This is a genomic window from Tepidimicrobium xylanilyticum (genome assembly GCF_900106765.1).
Classification (GTDB): domain Bacteria; phylum Bacillota; class Clostridia; order Tissierellales; family Tepidimicrobiaceae; genus Tepidimicrobium; species Tepidimicrobium xylanilyticum.
This window is the reverse complement of sequence record NZ_FNNG01000004.1, coordinates 23,627-41,577: the sequence shown is the minus strand read 5'-3', so window position 1 is coordinate 41,577 and position 17,951 is coordinate 23,627. Positions and strand designations below refer to the sequence as shown.

12 protein-coding genes are annotated in these 17,951 nt (G+C 33.8%); 11 read left to right on the top strand and 1 reads right to left on the bottom strand.

What is annotated here, in order from left to right; genetic code table 11:
* The first annotated feature begins 66 nt into the window (after positions 1 to 66).
* The 4 genes from BLV68_RS05850 (at position 67) to BLV68_RS05835 (ending at position 8,758) form a co-directional block, all read left to right on the top strand.
* Positions 67 to 2,550 (top strand): S-layer homology domain-containing protein, encoded by a 2,484-nt coding sequence (locus BLV68_RS05850; protein WP_093751799.1) that lies wholly within the window; start codon positions 67 to 69, stop codon positions 2,548 to 2,550.
* 134 nt (positions 2,551 to 2,684) lie between these two features.
* Complete coding sequence (locus BLV68_RS05845) at positions 2,685 to 4,154, top strand: S-layer homology domain-containing protein (protein WP_093751797.1); 1,470 nt, start codon at positions 2,685 to 2,687, stop codon at positions 4,152 to 4,154.
* An 18-nt stretch (positions 4,155 to 4,172) separates the two neighbouring features.
* Positions 4,173 to 5,285 (top strand): S41 family peptidase, encoded by a 1,113-nt coding sequence (locus BLV68_RS05840; RefSeq protein WP_093751795.1) that lies wholly within the window; start codon positions 4,173 to 4,175, stop codon positions 5,283 to 5,285.
* Between the two features lie 380 nt (positions 5,286 to 5,665).
* Complete coding sequence (locus tag BLV68_RS05835; protein ID WP_093751793.1) at positions 5,666 to 8,758, top strand: S-layer homology domain-containing protein; 3,093 nt, start codon at positions 5,666 to 5,668, stop codon at positions 8,756 to 8,758.
* Positions 8,759 to 9,559: 801 nt separating this feature from the next.
* Here BLV68_RS05835 and BLV68_RS05830 read toward each other — a convergent pair.
* On the bottom strand, positions 9,560 to 9,799 hold the full coding sequence (locus tag BLV68_RS05830; protein WP_093751791.1) for a hypothetical protein: 240 nt from the start codon (positions 9,797 to 9,799) through the stop codon (positions 9,560 to 9,562).
* Between the two features lie 298 nt (positions 9,800 to 10,097).
* On the opposite strand from BLV68_RS05830, the gene BLV68_RS05825 reads away from it, so the two are divergent.
* The 7 genes from BLV68_RS05825 to BLV68_RS05795 all read left to right on the top strand — a co-directional run bounded on the left by BLV68_RS05825 (position 10,098) and on the right by BLV68_RS05795 (position 17,949).
* Entirely contained in the window at positions 10,098 to 11,174 is a 1,077-nt protein-coding gene (locus tag BLV68_RS05825; protein ID WP_093751789.1) for a copper amine oxidase N-terminal domain-containing protein, read from the top strand.
* Positions 11,175 to 11,377: 203 nt separating this feature from the next.
* The gene (locus tag BLV68_RS05820; protein WP_093751787.1) at positions 11,378 to 11,563 is read left to right on the top strand and encodes a hypothetical protein; all 186 of its coding nucleotides are present in this window, start codon (positions 11,378 to 11,380) and stop codon (positions 11,561 to 11,563) included.
* Positions 11,564 to 11,764: 201 nt separating this feature from the next.
* Positions 11,765 to 13,936: a BglG family transcription antiterminator gene (locus BLV68_RS05815; RefSeq protein WP_093751785.1), complete on the top strand. Its 2,172-nt coding sequence runs from the start codon at positions 11,765 to 11,767 to the stop codon at positions 13,934 to 13,936.
* Between the two features lie 21 nt (positions 13,937 to 13,957).
* A complete protein-coding gene (locus tag BLV68_RS05810; protein WP_093751783.1) occupies positions 13,958 to 14,239 on the top strand; it encodes a PTS sugar transporter subunit IIB in 282 nt (93 codons plus the stop codon).
* Positions 14,240 to 14,256: 17 nt separating this feature from the next.
* Complete coding sequence (locus BLV68_RS05805) at positions 14,257 to 15,630, top strand: PTS ascorbate transporter subunit IIC (RefSeq protein WP_093751781.1); 1,374 nt, start codon at positions 14,257 to 14,259, stop codon at positions 15,628 to 15,630.
* A gap of 59 nt (positions 15,631 to 15,689) precedes the next feature.
* A complete protein-coding gene (locus BLV68_RS05800; RefSeq protein WP_093751779.1) occupies positions 15,690 to 16,616 on the top strand; it encodes a carbohydrate kinase family protein in 927 nt (308 codons plus the stop codon).
* A 175-nt stretch (positions 16,617 to 16,791) separates the two neighbouring features.
* A complete protein-coding gene (locus BLV68_RS05795; RefSeq protein WP_093751777.1) occupies positions 16,792 to 17,949 on the top strand; it encodes an ABC transporter substrate-binding protein in 1,158 nt (385 codons plus the stop codon).
* The last annotated feature ends 2 nt before the right edge of the window (positions 17,950 to 17,951 follow it).

Here is a 17,951-nt window from a genome sequence, read left to right as displayed (position 1 = left end):
TCTCTAGACCCAAAAGCTAGACTCAAATAATTGTGCATCGTGAATTGAAAAAAGGGGAGAAAATCTATGAAGAAAAAAACTCTACTAATAATATCATTCATGCTTATATTGAATTTTATGATTCCCAACAACTTAATAAAAGCCCAAAGCATTAATTATACCGACATAGATAAACATTGGGCTAAGAGAGAAATACTTGAAGTTTCTGCCTTAGGCTATATGACGGGAAGCGGAGGCAAATTCTATCCAAACCGCAAATTAACTTATGGTGAACTACTTACAGTAGCTATTAGAGCTCTAGGCCTTGAAGGGGAGGCTCAAACATTAGAGCCTACTAACCATTTAAAGGGTATATACCAAATAGCCTACGATTTAGCATTAGTAGAAGGGGATATTGAGAAATTAACTCCCAATCCAAGCACAAGAGTAACCAGAGAAGAGGCAGCCAATGTACTAGGTAGAGCCTTGGGAGTAGAGCCACCTTTAGGCCATAACATAATAGAAGCTAAAAAGTTTAAAGATTATAATAAAATAGCTCAACACAGACTACCCTATGTGGAATTAGTCCTACAAAAGGGCTATATGAAGGGTAAAAATGCCACTACTTTAGATCCAAAAGGCTATATTACCAGAGCTGAATTTGCAAAAATACTATCCAATGCTATCGATGATTTAATCCATTATAGAGGAATTACTAAAAAGATAGGGCAAATATCCAATATTGAATTAGGAAATATAACCATCTACAACACTGATGGTACCAGCAATATAATAGGGTATGAGGGGAAAAATCAATTTCCAGTCCAAAAGGACAAAAAAATATATCCACCTAGCATATTGAAAACGAGAGATTTTATTACCTATTATATAGATTCAAATGGAAGATGTATATATGCTGAACTAAACACCAAGAAAGAAACTGTAATTGAAGGAACCATCCGAGAGATCAACTTAACGGATAGGGAGATTGTAGTATGGGATTACAACGATAAACGCCATAGATTAAAACTAGACCCTTACATAAACATGGACCAACTATATTTTGAGCAGGAGGTTGCCATTACCCTTAAAGGCGATCTTGTAACTAAGATTACTACCTTTGATTATGTAGATCCGGAAAGGGATGGCTATATAATCCCTGGAACTAGATTTAGGGTAGGAACTGTACTCTTCATATCCAACGATGAAGTTGAAATATCAACTAACAGTGGCAGAGAAAAATTTAAAATAGATCCTATTTATACCACCATATACAAAAAGAATCAAAGAGTTGAGCTGTTCCAAGTTAAGGAAGGAGATAGGGTTTTATTAACCTTTGACGATATATATTCACCTCAAGTATCGGAAATAAAGGTGGAGGACGAAGAAAAGCATATTGCGGGAGTAATGAAGGGGAAAATCCAATTAGTAGATGAAAGGAATAAGGAAATCCTCATATCCCAACCTGAAAGGTTATATCAAGGCAAGTGGATACCATTATCCAAATCCAACGAGAGGATTAAACTAGGTACTGGCAGCATATACGAAGGAGGACGGAAGATAAGCCTCCAAGACCTTAATAAGAGGAAGGGAACAGAAGCCTATATTGCCTATGAAAACTCTTATGGAAATACGAGTATCTCTAAAATGCTACTTAAATCTGGTTCAGCAATGGAATACAAGGATAAGGTCCAAAACATAGACTATGGCGTTGGCCAACTGGTAGTAGATACCAATTCCTTCAATATTCATGAGGGTACCATAGTAATAAAAGATAATAGGTTAGTAGATCCACTAAACTTAAACTTGAATCAAAATGTATATCTAGTTTCCGATTTAAGATACGGTAGTCGTGGAGCAAGTGTTATTTCCATAGAAGATACGGGTATAATAGATGACAGGATAGATGGTACAAGACTATTGGTCTACAAAGGGAAGATAGAGGATATATCTGATTATAGATTAACCATAGGCAGATATAATTATAAAACGGATAAGGAGATTTTAACTTCCTCTGGATTTAGGTCCAACTCAGGTTCTGAAGAATTTACATTAACATTAAATACATTAGTTTATGATAGTCAATTAGAGCAATTAATCCCAACAAAGGCCTTCTTAGATTCCAGATATATAGACTTAATTGATATAAAGGATAAGAGTTTAAGAAATAGGATAGAAAAAGGATATTACAAAAACAAACCAGCTTATATGATAGTTAAAGAAACCCCTTATGGAAAGGAAGCATTAGCCATCAATTTAATACCTCAGGATCAAAACAGCTACAATCAAACCATAACATTAGACCACAGCACATTAGGGGAAATAGGAGATATTAATATTGATGAAAAAACTTTAACCTTAACAAAAGTAAGAACCTATAACAATCTAACCAGCCGCTGGGACTACAACCAAGACCAAACCCTAAACTTGAAAAAAGCAGTAATCCTAGTAAACGATCAACCATTATCCTTAGAAGAACTTTACAAGCTAAGAAAAGGTGCCCAAGCCTATATAATAAAACACAACGATTCTGCTAAAGACATACCATATATACTATTGATAGAAGACTAAAAGACATTAAGGTCCTGTCACTAAGACAGGACCCCTAAGTTAAACCATAATGAAAAGCCCCAAGGGCTAAAGCGCAGAATAATCGTGAATTATGAACTGGTTATCCTGAATTGATAAAACTGGAGGTTAACAAAATGAAAATAAAAACAACAGTATTAACCTTAATTCTAATATTAGTATTAGCATCATCTTCTTTTGCCGTAGAAATTCCAGGCTATGAAGGCGGAATAAATAATGAAAACAATTATAAGGAAGTAATATTTATTACAGGAGAGCCTATAGAGTTGGAAGGCACTTTGAATATAAGCATAAAAGAAAGGAGTAAAAAAGGGGTTCAAACAAAAACATACACCTATAAATACGACCTTTACAATTTAAAATTAGGAGCATCATTAAAGCGAAACATTACATTAACGGAAACCTTTGAAACCAATGGGAAGCAAACCACATCCCAAAAAACGCTGGATAAGTATTCAGAAACCTTTAAAATAAATGGAAAAACTTATAAGGTAGATACAGAGGATTACCAATGGAATCAAGGCCAAATCCTTCATGAAACGGGCCTTTTAGAATACTATGCAGGCGATTGGGCAGCTAGAAAGACCTATAAAGTTGGTAATAGAAGAACTCCTACAGAAGAGGTTACAGTCCAAACCATAGGAAACCTAGTAGGCTATGATAGCCCTTGGTCTGCTACTCAAACGCAAACCCTACATTATATAATAGAGTATAACAACAAAATGAATGCAAATGACTTTTGGGAAGGTACTGCTACGGTAGAAGCTTCTTATAATAAGACTAAGGATTACAATTTTGTAGAAAATATACCTAATCAGATATCCTTCCATGGGGGGTTCATATTAACGGAAAAACATGAGAATGTCCTTAAATACTCTTATGACCTACCAAGACTTAAAGGCTCAGGAAGGAATTTGGGACAAGCTTCCACAAGCATTGACACTAACCCAATAATTAGAAGGCTAAACATACCAGCTTTAAGAGATGTGAGGGGCCTAGCATCTGAAAAGGACATATTGTTAATAGCTAGTATGAATGGCTTTTCAATAACTGCCACCAATTTAGGCCCTCAAACAGCAGTAAGTAGGGGGGATTTTGCTAGAGCCTTAGCCAATACTATGGATATAGAGTTGCCGGTAGAAGAAACCAGCAGCAGGAGGAGTAGGAAAAAAGCCGAAGAAGAAAAACTAAGGTATATAGACGTGCCTAAAACCCATAGAAACTATCCTTATATAGAAGGGGTATCCAATAGAGGCATTATGATAGGCGTAGGAAAGGACAGGTTTGAACCCGATAGGGAATTAACCAAAGCAGAAGCTACCACCATTTTAATTAGACTTTTAGGCTTCCAAAACCTAGCCCCTATTGGCAATTACTCAACTGGATTTATAGATGATTCCAGCATCCCATCCTGGGCTAAGGATCACGTATATATGGCAAAAGAGTTGAATATAATTCCAAGGGATGAATATTTCTATCCGAATAAGCCTATTACGAAGGAAGAAACGGCCACCTTATTGGTGAACTTTATAAACTATCTACAAAATCAATTAAAATATGATTATAGAGAGAATATATTAAACTAATAACTGGGAGTGATTTTAATGAATATTAAAGGGTATAGGGGAAGAAAAATTTTATCATTAATATTAGTAGCTTTCATACTTCAATTGTCTTTCCCAGTTACTGTAGGAGCAGCAAATAATGCTAACTTAGATCTAAATTATCTATTATATGTAAAAAACCTTCTAGAAACTCATTACTTTTATGAAACTACAGAATCAGAATTGATAGAAGGTGCTATTAGAGGAATATTCCAAGCATTAGATGAAAACAGCCAATACTATACTAGAGAAGAATTCCAACGCTTAACGGAAGAGCTTTCAGGTGAATTTATAGGTATTGGAGTATATATTAAAGAAGATAAAGGGTCTATAATAATATCCGAGCCTATAAAAGGAAGTCCTGCTGAGAGAGTAGGACTTCAGGCTGGAGATGAGATAATATCTGTAAATGGAGAGAATGTAAAAGGAAAATCACTAGAAGAGGTAACCCAACTGATTAAAGGCGAAGCTGGAACTACTGTAAAATTGGGTATTAGCAGAAACAATAACAGGATATATAAGAATATTAAAAGGGCAGAAATCATCATAAATCCTGTAGAATTTAAAATATTGAATGATAGAATTGGCTATATAAAGATAACTCAATTTAATCCGCATACTTATGAAAATGTAGTTTCAGCATTAAGGGAATTTGATAAGAAAAGTATTACTAACATTATAATAGACCTAAGAAACAACCCAGGTGGATTATTAAGTGAGGTTGTAAACATACTAAATCTATTCATTCCAGAAGGTCCTATAGTGCATGTAAAATATAAGGATAATGTAGAACAAACCTATTATTCAAATTTAAAGAAGCCCAAATATAAACTAGCTGTACTGGTAAATGAAAATTCAGCCTCTGCTTCAGAAATATTCGCAGGGGCAGTAAAGGACACAAAAGTTGGGACAATTATAGGGGTTAAGACCTATGGCAAGGGAACAGTCCAAAATATAATTCCACTACCCTATGGAGACGGTATAAAACTAACCATAGCTGAATACCAAACCCCTAATAAATCAACTATAAACAAAGAAGGCATACAACCAGATATAATAATAAAAAGCCAAGACCAACAACTAAAAAAAGCAATTGAAGTACTGGCACAGTAATGTAATCATAAAATGGCTTCCACCCCGAGCGGCGGAAGCCATTGTTATTCCCAACCATAGTTAAAGTCCTCCTCTTTCAATTCTTAGGCACAGCCAAAGAGTCTCATACATAAACCACTTGATAATTGACCATTGGTTGAAAATTGTGCATCGAATGAAATTTGTAACACAATTGTAATAGTATTCTAGCCTTTTTTAGTGTATAATGATAACAGGTCAAGGGGTTATCCCTTAGCCAATATTACAATTAGATTACATTAGCATTCAACCTGTTGACCTAAAAGCGGGTTGATGCTATAATACTTTATAGATTGCAAATTCATACATATTTGCAACTGTAAAGACAAAATTTTAAATAATTTAAAGGAGGTCTTTGAAAAATGAAGAGAAAACTGTCACTACTACTTGCAGTAGTAATGATCCTAAGCAGCTTCTCATTTGTATTTGCAGATGAAGAAGTAAACGTACCAGCTTTCTTAGAAAAGAATGGTATCTTAAAAGGTGACAAGTCAGGTAACTTAATGCTTGACAAGGCACTTGAAAGACGTGACGCAGTAGTATTATTAAGCAGGCTTCTTAAAGCAGAAGAAGAAGCTAAGAACTATGAACCAGCTGAAGATGAAATATACCCAGACAATAACGACCCATATTATGCAGGGTTCTTAGGATGGGCAACAGCCAATGGATACTTTGAAGGATATCCAAATGGAAACTTCAAACCAAGAGAATCCATATTAGTACAAGAATTCGCACTAGTTCTTTTAAGAGCACTAGAGTATGGCGATACTGAATGGAAGTCTGTAATGGATAAAGCTAAAGAATTAGGAATACTAGAAGGCGTTAAAGAAGCTGATGCTAACGCAGCAATCGTAAGAGAAGATGTAGCAACAATGATATTTAACGCTCTTGGCGTTAAAATGAAAAAAGAAGGTAAAACATTAGCAGAATTCTTAGGAATTGAAATGCCAGCACCAAAAGAATTAAAAGCTACAGTTAACGATACTGAAAACTTAAAAGAAATAAAAGTTGAATTATCAAATGCTAAATTAGCAAACGAAGAAAAACTATTAAATACTAGCAATTACAGACTAGAAGGCAATGTAATTGAAAGAGCAGAATTAAAAGGTAATGATCTTTTACTAGAAGTAAGAGATACTTTAAGAAGTGGTAAAGAATATCAATTAGAAATTAAAAATGTAGACAAAGCTATAAATGGAAAATATAAATTTGTAGCTAGAGACAACACTATACCATCAGTAGAAAAAGTAGAAGTTCTTGGAGAATATGGTATAAAAGTTATAACTAGCGAACCAATAGAAGATGTAAGAGGTAAAAACTTCTTAGTAGATGGAAAATACATCGTTATGAACGTTGAAAGATATGGAAGAAACTTAATTTTAACTCCATACAGCGGAAGTTTCCCAAGCGGTGCTAAGACTTTAACTATTGAAGGATTAGTAGACTTTGCAGGGTATAAATCTGCAAAAGAAGATTTCGATATTGAAATAGTAAAAGATAATGAAGCTCCAAAAGTAGTAGACGCTATATTAAAAGGAAATAAAGTAGAAGTAGTATTTGATAAAGACATCTACAAACCTTCAGTAGCAGAATATTACAGCAAATCTGATACAGGAAATATCTCTTATGAACTAGGAAGACATACTATATACGCAGATAGTGCTACAAAAGTAGATACAAATAAAGTTGTTTATGAATTCAAAGATAATGAAGCACCTTCAAGAAGAGATGAAGTAACTATAGTAGACATTGAAAACCACTCAAGAGTTAAAATGGAAAAAACAACTATAGCACTTAGAGAAGTATTAGATGACATTGAACCAGAAATAATAAAGAAAGAAATAGTAAGTAAAACTTTTGATTCCAAGACTGGAACAGCTACAATAAGACTACACTTCAATAAAGAAGTAAAAGGTAGCTTTGTAAATGATAAGAGTGAAAAAACACAAGAAGAAGAAGGTTTTATAGTAAAAGATCACTTTGCTCTATATGAAGATGAAGTATCTAAGAGAACTAAGTTAGATGGTGAGAACGATCCTAAGATAACTTCAGCTAAATATTACTATAACGTAAAAGAAAAGAGATATGAAAAAGATGTAATAGATGTAGTAATAGAAGGCTTGAAGATATGGGATAATAAGGATAACGACATCGAATACATCTTAGAAATTGAAGGCTTCACAGATATGTCATCTTCAAGAAACAAAATGTACAGAGATTACTATTCATTTGAATTTACTAAATCAAGTGATTTCATAGTTAAAAGTGTTAAGGTATATGAAGGAACAAGAACAAGAGATACAGAAATAGAAATTGAATTTAATAAGAAACTAGACAGAAGCATGGCAGAAGATGGAACAAACTATATCTTCTATACTCAAGGAGATAAAAATGACATTAAGACTAGAGTTCTAAGAAAAGATGTAGATGATTTAAACGGTGAAGCTATATTAAAGAGTAATGGTTATGTAGTACTTCTAGAAATTCCTCTAGATTGGGACGATTTAACTGTAGTTAATAAGTATTTTGGATTAAAGATTGAAAACACATTAAAAACTACAAGCGGACAAAGATTAGATGCATCATACTATTATGAATTTGAATCAAAAGAACTTCTAAAAGAAGGTCAAACAGTAGCAGAGAAAGAAAGTGAAAAACAAGCAAAGGATGCAGCTGAAAATGTAGTAGAATTAATTAACAAGCTACCAAAAGTAGAAGAAATAACATTAGCTAATAAAGATGCAGTAAAAGAAGCAGAAACAGCATATAATAACTTAAGCGATGAAGCTAAGAAATTTGTAAGTGATGAAGCAAAAGACAAATTAGATAAGGCAGTAGAAAAAATAAAAGAATTAGAAGGAAAAGATGAAGCAGAAAAAGTAAAAGCAATAAATGAAGCACAAACTCTAGAAGAACTATGGGATGCTTTAAGAGCAGCTGGATTGGAAAATCTAAGATTCGGTTTAATAGCTGAATATGATGCAGCATTAGCTGGCACAGAAGAAACACTTGCAGAAATTCAAGAAGTAATTGATAGAGTTAATTCAGAAGCAGATTTAGAAGCAGCGAAGGAAGCAGCAAAAGATGAGTTAGATGAATATAAAGATGCTGCAGATTATACAGTAAATGCTGCAGATTTAGCAACAGCAATAGCAACTGGTAAAGCAGCTATAGATGCAGCTACAACAACTGAAGAAGTAGACACAGCACTTGCAGATGCAAAGGCAGCAATTGATGAAATAGAATCAGATACAGAGATGGTGGCAAGAGTAAAAAAACAAGTAGAAGAATTAAATCTTACTTGGAATACTGATGCAGATACAACGCTAAACAATGTTAATGCAGCAATTGCGGGTATGGATGGTGTATCAGCTGCAAAATCTGATGATGATTCTAAAGTAATTATAACAATACAATTCGGTTCAGCATCTGATACAATTGAAATTACTGCATAATTAGAGGCTAGGACATAATGTAATTGGATGATAAACTAAAAGTTAAACACCTCACAGGTAGCAATACTTGTGAGGTGTTTTTTAGCTTTTTGTCAATAGTTGGGCTGGGGTTGTTTTCATAATGTAATACTTCCCAGTTTCTACATTACCCTTAAATTCATTAATATAAAGAACTTTAGGCGGTATAGGAATATGAGAAACGTTACTTTAACCCATTCTAAATTTAACAATTGTGTGACAAAGTTAGATTGTACTTGTGAATAAATTTCCTTCCTATGTTATTTTAGCCAATTAACATTTTAGCAGGTTTATTTCGCAAATGTATTTTGTTATGGAAAAAATGCTAGATTATATTTTTCCACACTTTGTCAAGATAGTTAAACCGTGAGTGCTGGATATATTTTTCTAAGAATAAAATCTACGACCATTTTGAGTAATAAGACATATAATTAATTAACAATAACGCTAATATTGTAGCAGTACAAAACCCATTAGGGCATAATGACCTAAAGACAGCCAGTATATATTTACGTCAATCTACAAATGAATTATATAATGCTGTAAATTTGCTATGGGGAGAATGAGTTAAGTATTATGGTATATAGTAAAATATCAAATAACATAGCGAAAAATAGCATAAGACCATTTATAGAAGGAAAAAAAGAACTGGCTATTTGCTGGAAGTCTAAAAGGAGCTATAGCCAGTGCCATAGTTGATATTAAGTTAGCGCTCCAAAATGGTCGTTTTTACTTATACAAGTCTAACATGTGATTATTAATCACTATTTTTTGACTGTAATCCTAATAAATTATTTCATTGAGTTTTTCCATTTCCATTTCGAGTTCTTTGATGCGTATTACGAATTTTTCCAGTTCTTCGTCTTTTAGATTCTTATATATTACCTTATCATATGTTGCATATCCTAAATCAGTCATTGCTTTTTTGTACTCATTTAATAATTTATTGTATTTTAGTTTTAAATGTAATAGTTCCCTTGGAGCTAATAACGAATTGCTTTTTTTATTTTCTTCATAATACATACTATCACTCCTTTAGCTTATTTTACCATAAAAAGACCGAATATGACATATTTTGCAATAAAATAGGAATAAATCCCTATCCATATTAATTCCTCAATCAATATCTGAGAGCCTAATGGGTAAGGTTAAAAAATTAGTAACAGGAGGGTTTAGAGGTCTTAAAATAAGAAAAAACAGGGAGGAATATTTATAAAATATACATGAGAAAGATGGTACTAAAGAAGTAGTAAAAATAATTGAAAGCACTTCCCTTATGATGATACAATAGTATATAATAAAAGAGTATGGGAGGGATTTTATGTTCAAAGGTATTAGATTTAAAAAAGTACTAATTATTTCAATAGTATTGGTTTTAGCATTGGGTACCATTGCTACAGCAGCCAATCAAGTATATCAAAAGAAGCTTACGGCTACTTACGGAAGAATTAAATTTAAAGTAGGTGGTAAGGATGTGACGAAGGAAATAGAAAAGAAGTATAATACACCTGCTTTTATTGTAGATGGGCGTTCTTATGTACCAGTAAGGGCTATTGCTGAACTATTAGACATGGAGATAAAATGGGACGAAGAAACCTATACGGCAGAGATTATAGACGTTAAATCGAAAGCCTATGAGGAGGAGTTGAAGAAGAGGGATAATGAAATTGCTGAACTAAAAAAGGAAATTGAAAAGTTAAAAGAAAAAGCTGAAGAGGAGAAAGCTAAAAAAGAGAAAGACATTAAGGATATTGAAAAAGAGTTAAATAGCAAATTTGGTACTTATGAAGGGGTAGACTTTGACATAGTTTTAAAGGAAAGCAGTAATAGGATTGATGTAAACATTACAATGGATTTAAGAGATGTTAGACAGGAAAACTATTGGAATAGAATAAAGCATAGCGACAGAAAAGCTCTGATAGAAGATATTGTAGATATAATATTATCAGAAATTAGCAATGTAGATATTTATGGTTCAATATATGATGAATACTATAGAAAGGATGTATTAACATTTAATAAAAAGAAGAATAGCAGTTTAAGTATTTCCTATGGAAGTAGCAGCAGTAGTAGTAGAGGGTATTATGATAGGGATATAGAAGATATAGTATATAATGAGTTTGATAAAGAAAAAATTAAAGTCTATATAGATGACATTGATACTAGAAACTATGAAGTTTATTTATCCATAGACCTAGATATTTCTCGCAGTGAATATGTGGATATAAAAAATTATGAACTGCTTGATACTTTAGATAGAATAGCAGATAAAATATTCTACTATTATGACTATGATCATGATGATGATAGAGTGATAATTGATATTTACGTAGATGGCAAGTATGAAACTGAATATAGGATATATGGAGATGAAAAGTACGGAAAGTATTATAAATAATAAAATGATTATAATTAGTAAAATGGGACGGTTTAGCCGTCCCATTTGATAATGCTCTATTATTATGCTTATATTTACATATTAAATTATTTCTTAATAAAAAATGCAATATTATTTTCCTATGGAGGATATTATAGTAAATTTTTACCCAGTTATGCTATAATTTATATTAAGAGTAAAATAACTGGATAAAGGAGAATGTTATGATATTTGGGTGTTTGATTTCAATTATTGCCATTGTTTTCTCCATAGTTCTAACCCTTTTAATTTTAGTTTTTACAGGAGTCACCGTTACTTTTGGCATTTTTTTTGGATTATTAGTCAAAATATTAATTCCCATCATATTAATTGGACTTGGCATTAATTTTATTATTAAGAATAGGGGATAAATGGCTTAGTCGTCATTTAAGGAAAAAACCTTATAATGGCGGCTTTTTATTTTATTAAATTATTCGGAAAGCAGATCATGATGTAGTAATAGTAGTTGTATTTGTCAAGGGAATCTTATGCTAGAATTAGTACGGAGCTTTTATTTGTAAAATTGCCACATTTATAAGGGACATTTTATGTAGGTTTATTGCAAATTATAGATGGTATACTTAAAAATAAAGGGAAGTGTTAATTTCCTTTTACGAAAGGAAGTGAGTATTATTTTCCTATATGATAGAGCAGCTCAAATATTATTGTATTTACTAAATAGTAATGTGCCGAGAACCATTTCTCAAATTCAAAAGTTGCTGATGGTAAGTAATAGGACTGTAAGGTATGATCTAGACAATATAGATAACTTCCTAGTAGCCAATGGCATGAATAAACTTCAAAGAAAACCTAGAGTAGGCGTATCCTTCATGGGAGAGGCTGAAGATAGAAAAAAGTTAAAAGAAGTCTTAGTTGGGGCTGAAAAGTACGATTTCGTATTTTCGCCAGATGAGAGAATTATAATGATTATCTTAGCCTTTATAGACGCAGATGATTATATCACAACAGAGGAATTATCACAAAAGCTAGGGGTAAGCCAAAGTACAATAAATAATGACTTGAAAAAGGCTAGAAGGGCTTTAGAAGAGTATGGCCTTAATATAGTATTCCGCCAAAGACACGGCTTAAAACTGGTGGGAGAGGAAAGGCATATAAGAAAGCTGTTAGTAGAACTTTGGACAGAATATGTCTATGACTATTCAGATGTTAAATCCAAAAGCCATAAGCATGGTAAAAGTAATTCATTTGGAATAAGAAAATATATGGATAGGTTGATAGATGACATCGACATACCCTTTATAGAAAATATAGTAAATATCATGGAAAAAAAGATTGGGGTCGATTACTCCGATGTAGCCTATGCAAATATTGTAGCCCATATATGTGTATCTTTAATGAGGATTAACAAGGGTAGATATATTGACTTAAACCTAGAAGATAAAAACATGGTTCAGACTAGAGAATATACTGTAGCCAAGGATTTAATAGAAATAGTTGAGGGATATTATAATATTAAGATCATAGAAGATGAAATCATCTATATAACCGCTTGTCTATTAGGAGGTAATCTCTCTTCTATCTATGAAAATTCCAAGGGCGAATGGATTCATATTCAGTTATTGGTAAAGGAAGTTATAGAGTTGGTAAATTCCAAAATCATTTCAGATATTGGACAGGACTGGAAACTATACAATAGTTTATTGGAGCATATAAAACCGATGATAAACCGCTTAAAATATGGGATAAAACTGGAGAATCCAATTCTAAAGAGTATAAAGGAGGACTATGAGGAACTTTTCCAAATAGTTAAAGAAAGCGTTTATCCCATAGAGGAGTTCATAGGAAAGAAAATAAATGATGATGAAATAGGATATCTAACTATCCATTTTGGGGCTGCTATAGAAAGGGAAAGATTTAGTGGAATTGTTTTACCTAGGGTAGTAATCGTGTGTAATACTGGCATTGGTACATCGGAACTTTTATCGGTACAGATCCAATCCATGTTTGAAGTGAGTATTGTAGCAGTAGTTTCTAAGAGAAAATTAGAGGAAATCTTGGATAGGGAGGATATAGATGTAATCATATCTACAGTTCCTATTGAGAATGTAAAAGGCATTAAGGTTATATACGTTAGTCCAATATTAAGTGAAGACAATATTAAGGAATTAAATGGGATCTTCCTTAAATCTAGTGGGAAGAGAGTAGAAATTGATGGGCTTATAAGCGTTATTGAAAGGAGCTGCACTATTAATGACCGCCATCAATTGGAAAAGGATTTATATAATATATTCAATTTAAAAATGCTCAAAAATGAAGATGGAGATGATAAGCCAGTGCTAAAGGATATAATTTCAAAGGAAACAATAAAACTTAATGTGGAAGCAAAAAATTGGGAAGAAGCAGTAAGAATTGGTGGAGAACTCTTAGTAAAGGTAGGGGCAGCAGAAGAAAGGTATGTAGATTCCATGATTGAAGCTGTAAAGGAGATTGGTCCATATATAGTAATTTTAGAGGGGGTAGCAATGCCCCATGCAAGACCAGAAGAAGGTGCATTGGAAATTGGAATGAGTATTATCACGTTAAAAGAACCAATAGAATTTGGCAATAAGGAAAATGACCCAGTGAAATTGGTAATATCCTTCTGTGCAGTAGATTCGGAAAGCCATTTAAAGGCCTTGTCTCAGTTGATGGTCTTATTGGAGGATGAAGAAGCTATCGATAGGATAGTAAATTCAATTGATGTAGATGAAATCCTTGAAATAATAGACAAGTTTAGTAAATAAAATAGAAAGGAGGGAGATGTTTTGAAGGTATTTACTGTATGCGGTAATGGAATTGGTAGCAGCATAATGCTTAAGATGAAATTGGATGAAATATGTGAAGAACATGGGATCAAAGCTGATATAGAATCTACAGATTTTAATTCAGCTCAAGGCAAGGAATGTGACCTTATTGTTACTGTGGAAGAGCTTGCAAATCAGTTTGAAAACAAAAGGGTTGCAGTAGTAAGAAGCTATATCAATAAGAAGAAGATAAAGGAAGATGTGTTGGATATTTTATTGGAACTGTCTCAAAAAAATGATTAAATGGGGGAGGTATTAGAATGGGTATTTTAAGAGTTATTTCTCAAGATATCTTAACACAACCGGCCTTATTATTAGGACTAATTTCCTTGATAGGTCTTATTGCTTTGAGGAGGCCCTTTACTAGAGTAATGACTGGAACATTAAAGCCAATACTTGGATACCTTATGTTAGGCGCTGGAGCAGACTTTATCGTAGCAAATTTAGATCCATTGGGACAGATGATAGAACATGGATTTAACATTACAGGGGTTGTTCCAAATAACGAGGCAATCGTTGCCATTGCCCAAAATGTTTTGGGAAGAGAAACTATGCTTATATTATTATTTGGTCTTGTTTTTAACCTTATTATTGCCAGATTTACAAAGTATAAGTATATATTCTTAACAGGACATCATTCCTTCTTTATGGCATGTCTTCTTTCTGCAGTATTGAGTACTGCTGGACTATCAGGGACTCCATTAGTTGGAGTCGGTGGATTTATACTGGGGGCTTGGTCAGCCATTTCACCTGCCATTGGGCAAAAATATACCCTACAGGTTACCGAAGGGGATAATATAGCCATGGGCCATTTTGGTAGTCTAGGCTATTACCTATCGGCTTGGGTTGGTAAAATAGTAGGAAATGTGGAAGACAGTACTGAGGATATTAAAATTCCTGAAAAATATGGTTTCCTAAGGGACACCACCATTTCAACGGCTATTGCAATGTGTATATTCTACTTAATTGCAGCCATTGCTGCAGGAGCTGAGTTTGTATCTGGTATATCAGGTGGAACCAATTTCATAGTATTTGCTATAATGAGTGCTTTAAAATTTGCAGTAGGGGTTACCATCGTTTATAACGGGGTCAGGATGATATTAGGAGATTTAATCCCTGCCTTTGAAGGTATTTCCAAAAAGATTATACCAAATGCAGTTCCAGCGGTAGATTGTGCTGTTTTCTTTACCTATGCACCAACTGCAGTGGTAATAGGATTCATATCTAGCTTTATTGGTGGTATAATAGGGATGTTTATACTAGGAGCTTTAGGAGGGGTATTGATAATACCAGGTTTAGTTCCACATTTCTTCTGTGGTGCAACAGCAGGAATATACGGAAACGCTACTGGTGGGAAAAGGGGAGCTGTAATTGGGTCGTTTGTTAATGGTCTAGGAATAACCTTCTTACCTGCATTATTGCTTCCGGTTCTTGGAGAACTTGGCTTCCAAAATACCACCTTTGGAGATTTTGATTTTGGAGTAATAGGGATATTATTTGGAAAAGTAGCAAATATAATGGAAGGTATGGGAACATATATACTTGCTGGGCTATTCCTAATAGCTCTTATAGTACCGAATTTCATAAAAACTAAATCTCCTACTTTGAATAATGATGTAGAGGCTTATGAATGATTGTAAATGCTCCTTTATAGGAGCATTTGTTTTTAATAAATTTAGAAGGAGGAAAAAAGATGTTTGATGTACTATGTATAGGCCATGCAGCTTATGATGTAACATTGCCTCTTGAAGGCTATCCTATTGAGAATCAAAAGTATTCAGTTAATACAAAAATCGAATGCGGTGGAGGGCCTGCAGCAAATGCAGCCTATCTGTTATCAAAATGGGGAATACCTACAGCTTATATAGGGGTTTTAGGCCATGATATCTATGGCAAAAAGATAATTGAGGAATTTAAAGAAGTAGGAACGGATATATCCTTAGTGAAGATAGATAAAAATTATTCTACTCCTTATTCCACTATATTGGTCAATGTGGAAAATGGTAGTAGGACTATTATAAACTGTTCTGAGAAGCATGAAGGTTTTAAGGTACCTTTCTCCAAATTAAAGGGATTAAATCCAAAAGTAATTCTCTTTGATGGGCATGAATTGGAAACATCAATAGAGGCTGTTAAAACCTTCCCACATGCAATTACTATACTAGATGCTGGTTCAGTTAGAGAGGGAACTATTGCTTTAGCGAAAAAGGTGGATTATCTTATAACTTCAGAAAGATTTGCCCTATCCTACTGTAATATGGATGTCATAGATAATGAAAAGGATTACGAAAAGGCTATTTATCAATTAAAAGAGCTAACTAAAGGGAAGGTGGTAGTCACATTAGGGGAAAGAGGGCTTATCTATGAGGAGGATGGAGAGGTAAAAAGATTGCCTGCTTATAAAGTAAAGGCAGTGGATACTACGGGGGCTGGAGATATATTCCATGGGGCTTTTGCCTATGGGCTTGTTAAAGGATTTTCATTTTCGTCCAATTTAAAATTTTCATCCTTAGTTTCAGCCATTTCCGTTAAAACTTTAGGTGGAAGAAAGTCCATACCTAGTATTGAAAGGGTTTTGGAAGAATATAAAAGAATGGGAGAAGATTTTATGTTAACTTAGTGCCAAAAATGAAGAATATTGACAAAAAAACAGATGAATTATATACTAAAGGTAAAATATAAAATATTCGCACTAGTTAAACTTTTCACAAAATGCTTCTTCATACATACCAGTACATCCGATCTATCCAGCAACAATGCTTATGCATTGTAAAATGAAAAAGGGGGGTTTTAAAATGTTCAAAAAATTTGGGATTTTGGTGCTAGTGGTTGTGTTAACTGCTTTTCTATTAGCAGGATGCGGAGGTACTCAGGAAACGGCAAGCGATACAGGACCAATTAAGATAGGTGTATTTGAGCCTATGACTGGAGCCAGTGCGGCTGGTGGCCAAATGACAGTGGAAGGAATAGAACTTGCTAACGAATTAAAGTCAGAGATTCTTGGCAGACCAGTAGAATTGGTAATTGTTGACAACAAGTCGGACAAGGTAGAAGCTGCAAATGCAGTATCAAGTTTGATAGATAAGGATAATGTAGTTGCAATAATAGGCAGCTATGGAAGTTCTTTATCTATGGCGGCTGGAGATATAGTAAAGGAAAAGAAAATTCCAGCAGTAGGATGTTCACCAACTAATCCATTAGTTACCCTGAATAACGATTTTTATTTCAGAGTATGTTTCATCGACCCATTTCAGGGAACTGTAATGGCAAACTATGCAGTGAAGGAATTAGGGGCAAAGACTGCTGCTATTATTCAGGACGTAACCCAGGACTATTCAGTAGGGCTAAGCAAGTACTTTGAAGATTCTTTTAAGGAATTGACTGGAGATGAAAATTCCATTGTTGCTAAAGCTGCCTATAATACTGGAGACCAAGACTTTACTGCACAGCTTACCAATGTATCTAGTGCAAATCCTGATGTAATATTTGCACCAGGAAACTATGGTGAAAGTGCCCTATTAATCAAACAAGCCAGAGACCAAGGAATTACTATACCAATTCTTGGTGGAGATACTTGGGAATCACCAGAATTCCTATCCATTGGTGGGGATGCGGTGGAAGGTGCTGTATTTAGTACCCACTTTACGGCTGAAGCTCCTGTAACAGCAGTTTCGGAGGAGTTCTTAGCAAAGTATGAAGAAAAATTTAATAAGCCTGCCAATGCTTTTGCAGCTTTAGGATATGATGCCTATATGGTTATATTAGATGCCATTGAAAGGGCAGGGTCTGCTGATTCACAAGCAATAAGGGATGCATTAAGTGAAACAAAAGATTTCACAGGTGCAACTGGCCATATAACTCTTGACCAAAATGGGGATGCTGTTAAGAGTGCTATCATAAAGAAAGTGGAAAATGGAGAATTTGTATATTTAACCACAATAGAACCTGAATAAGA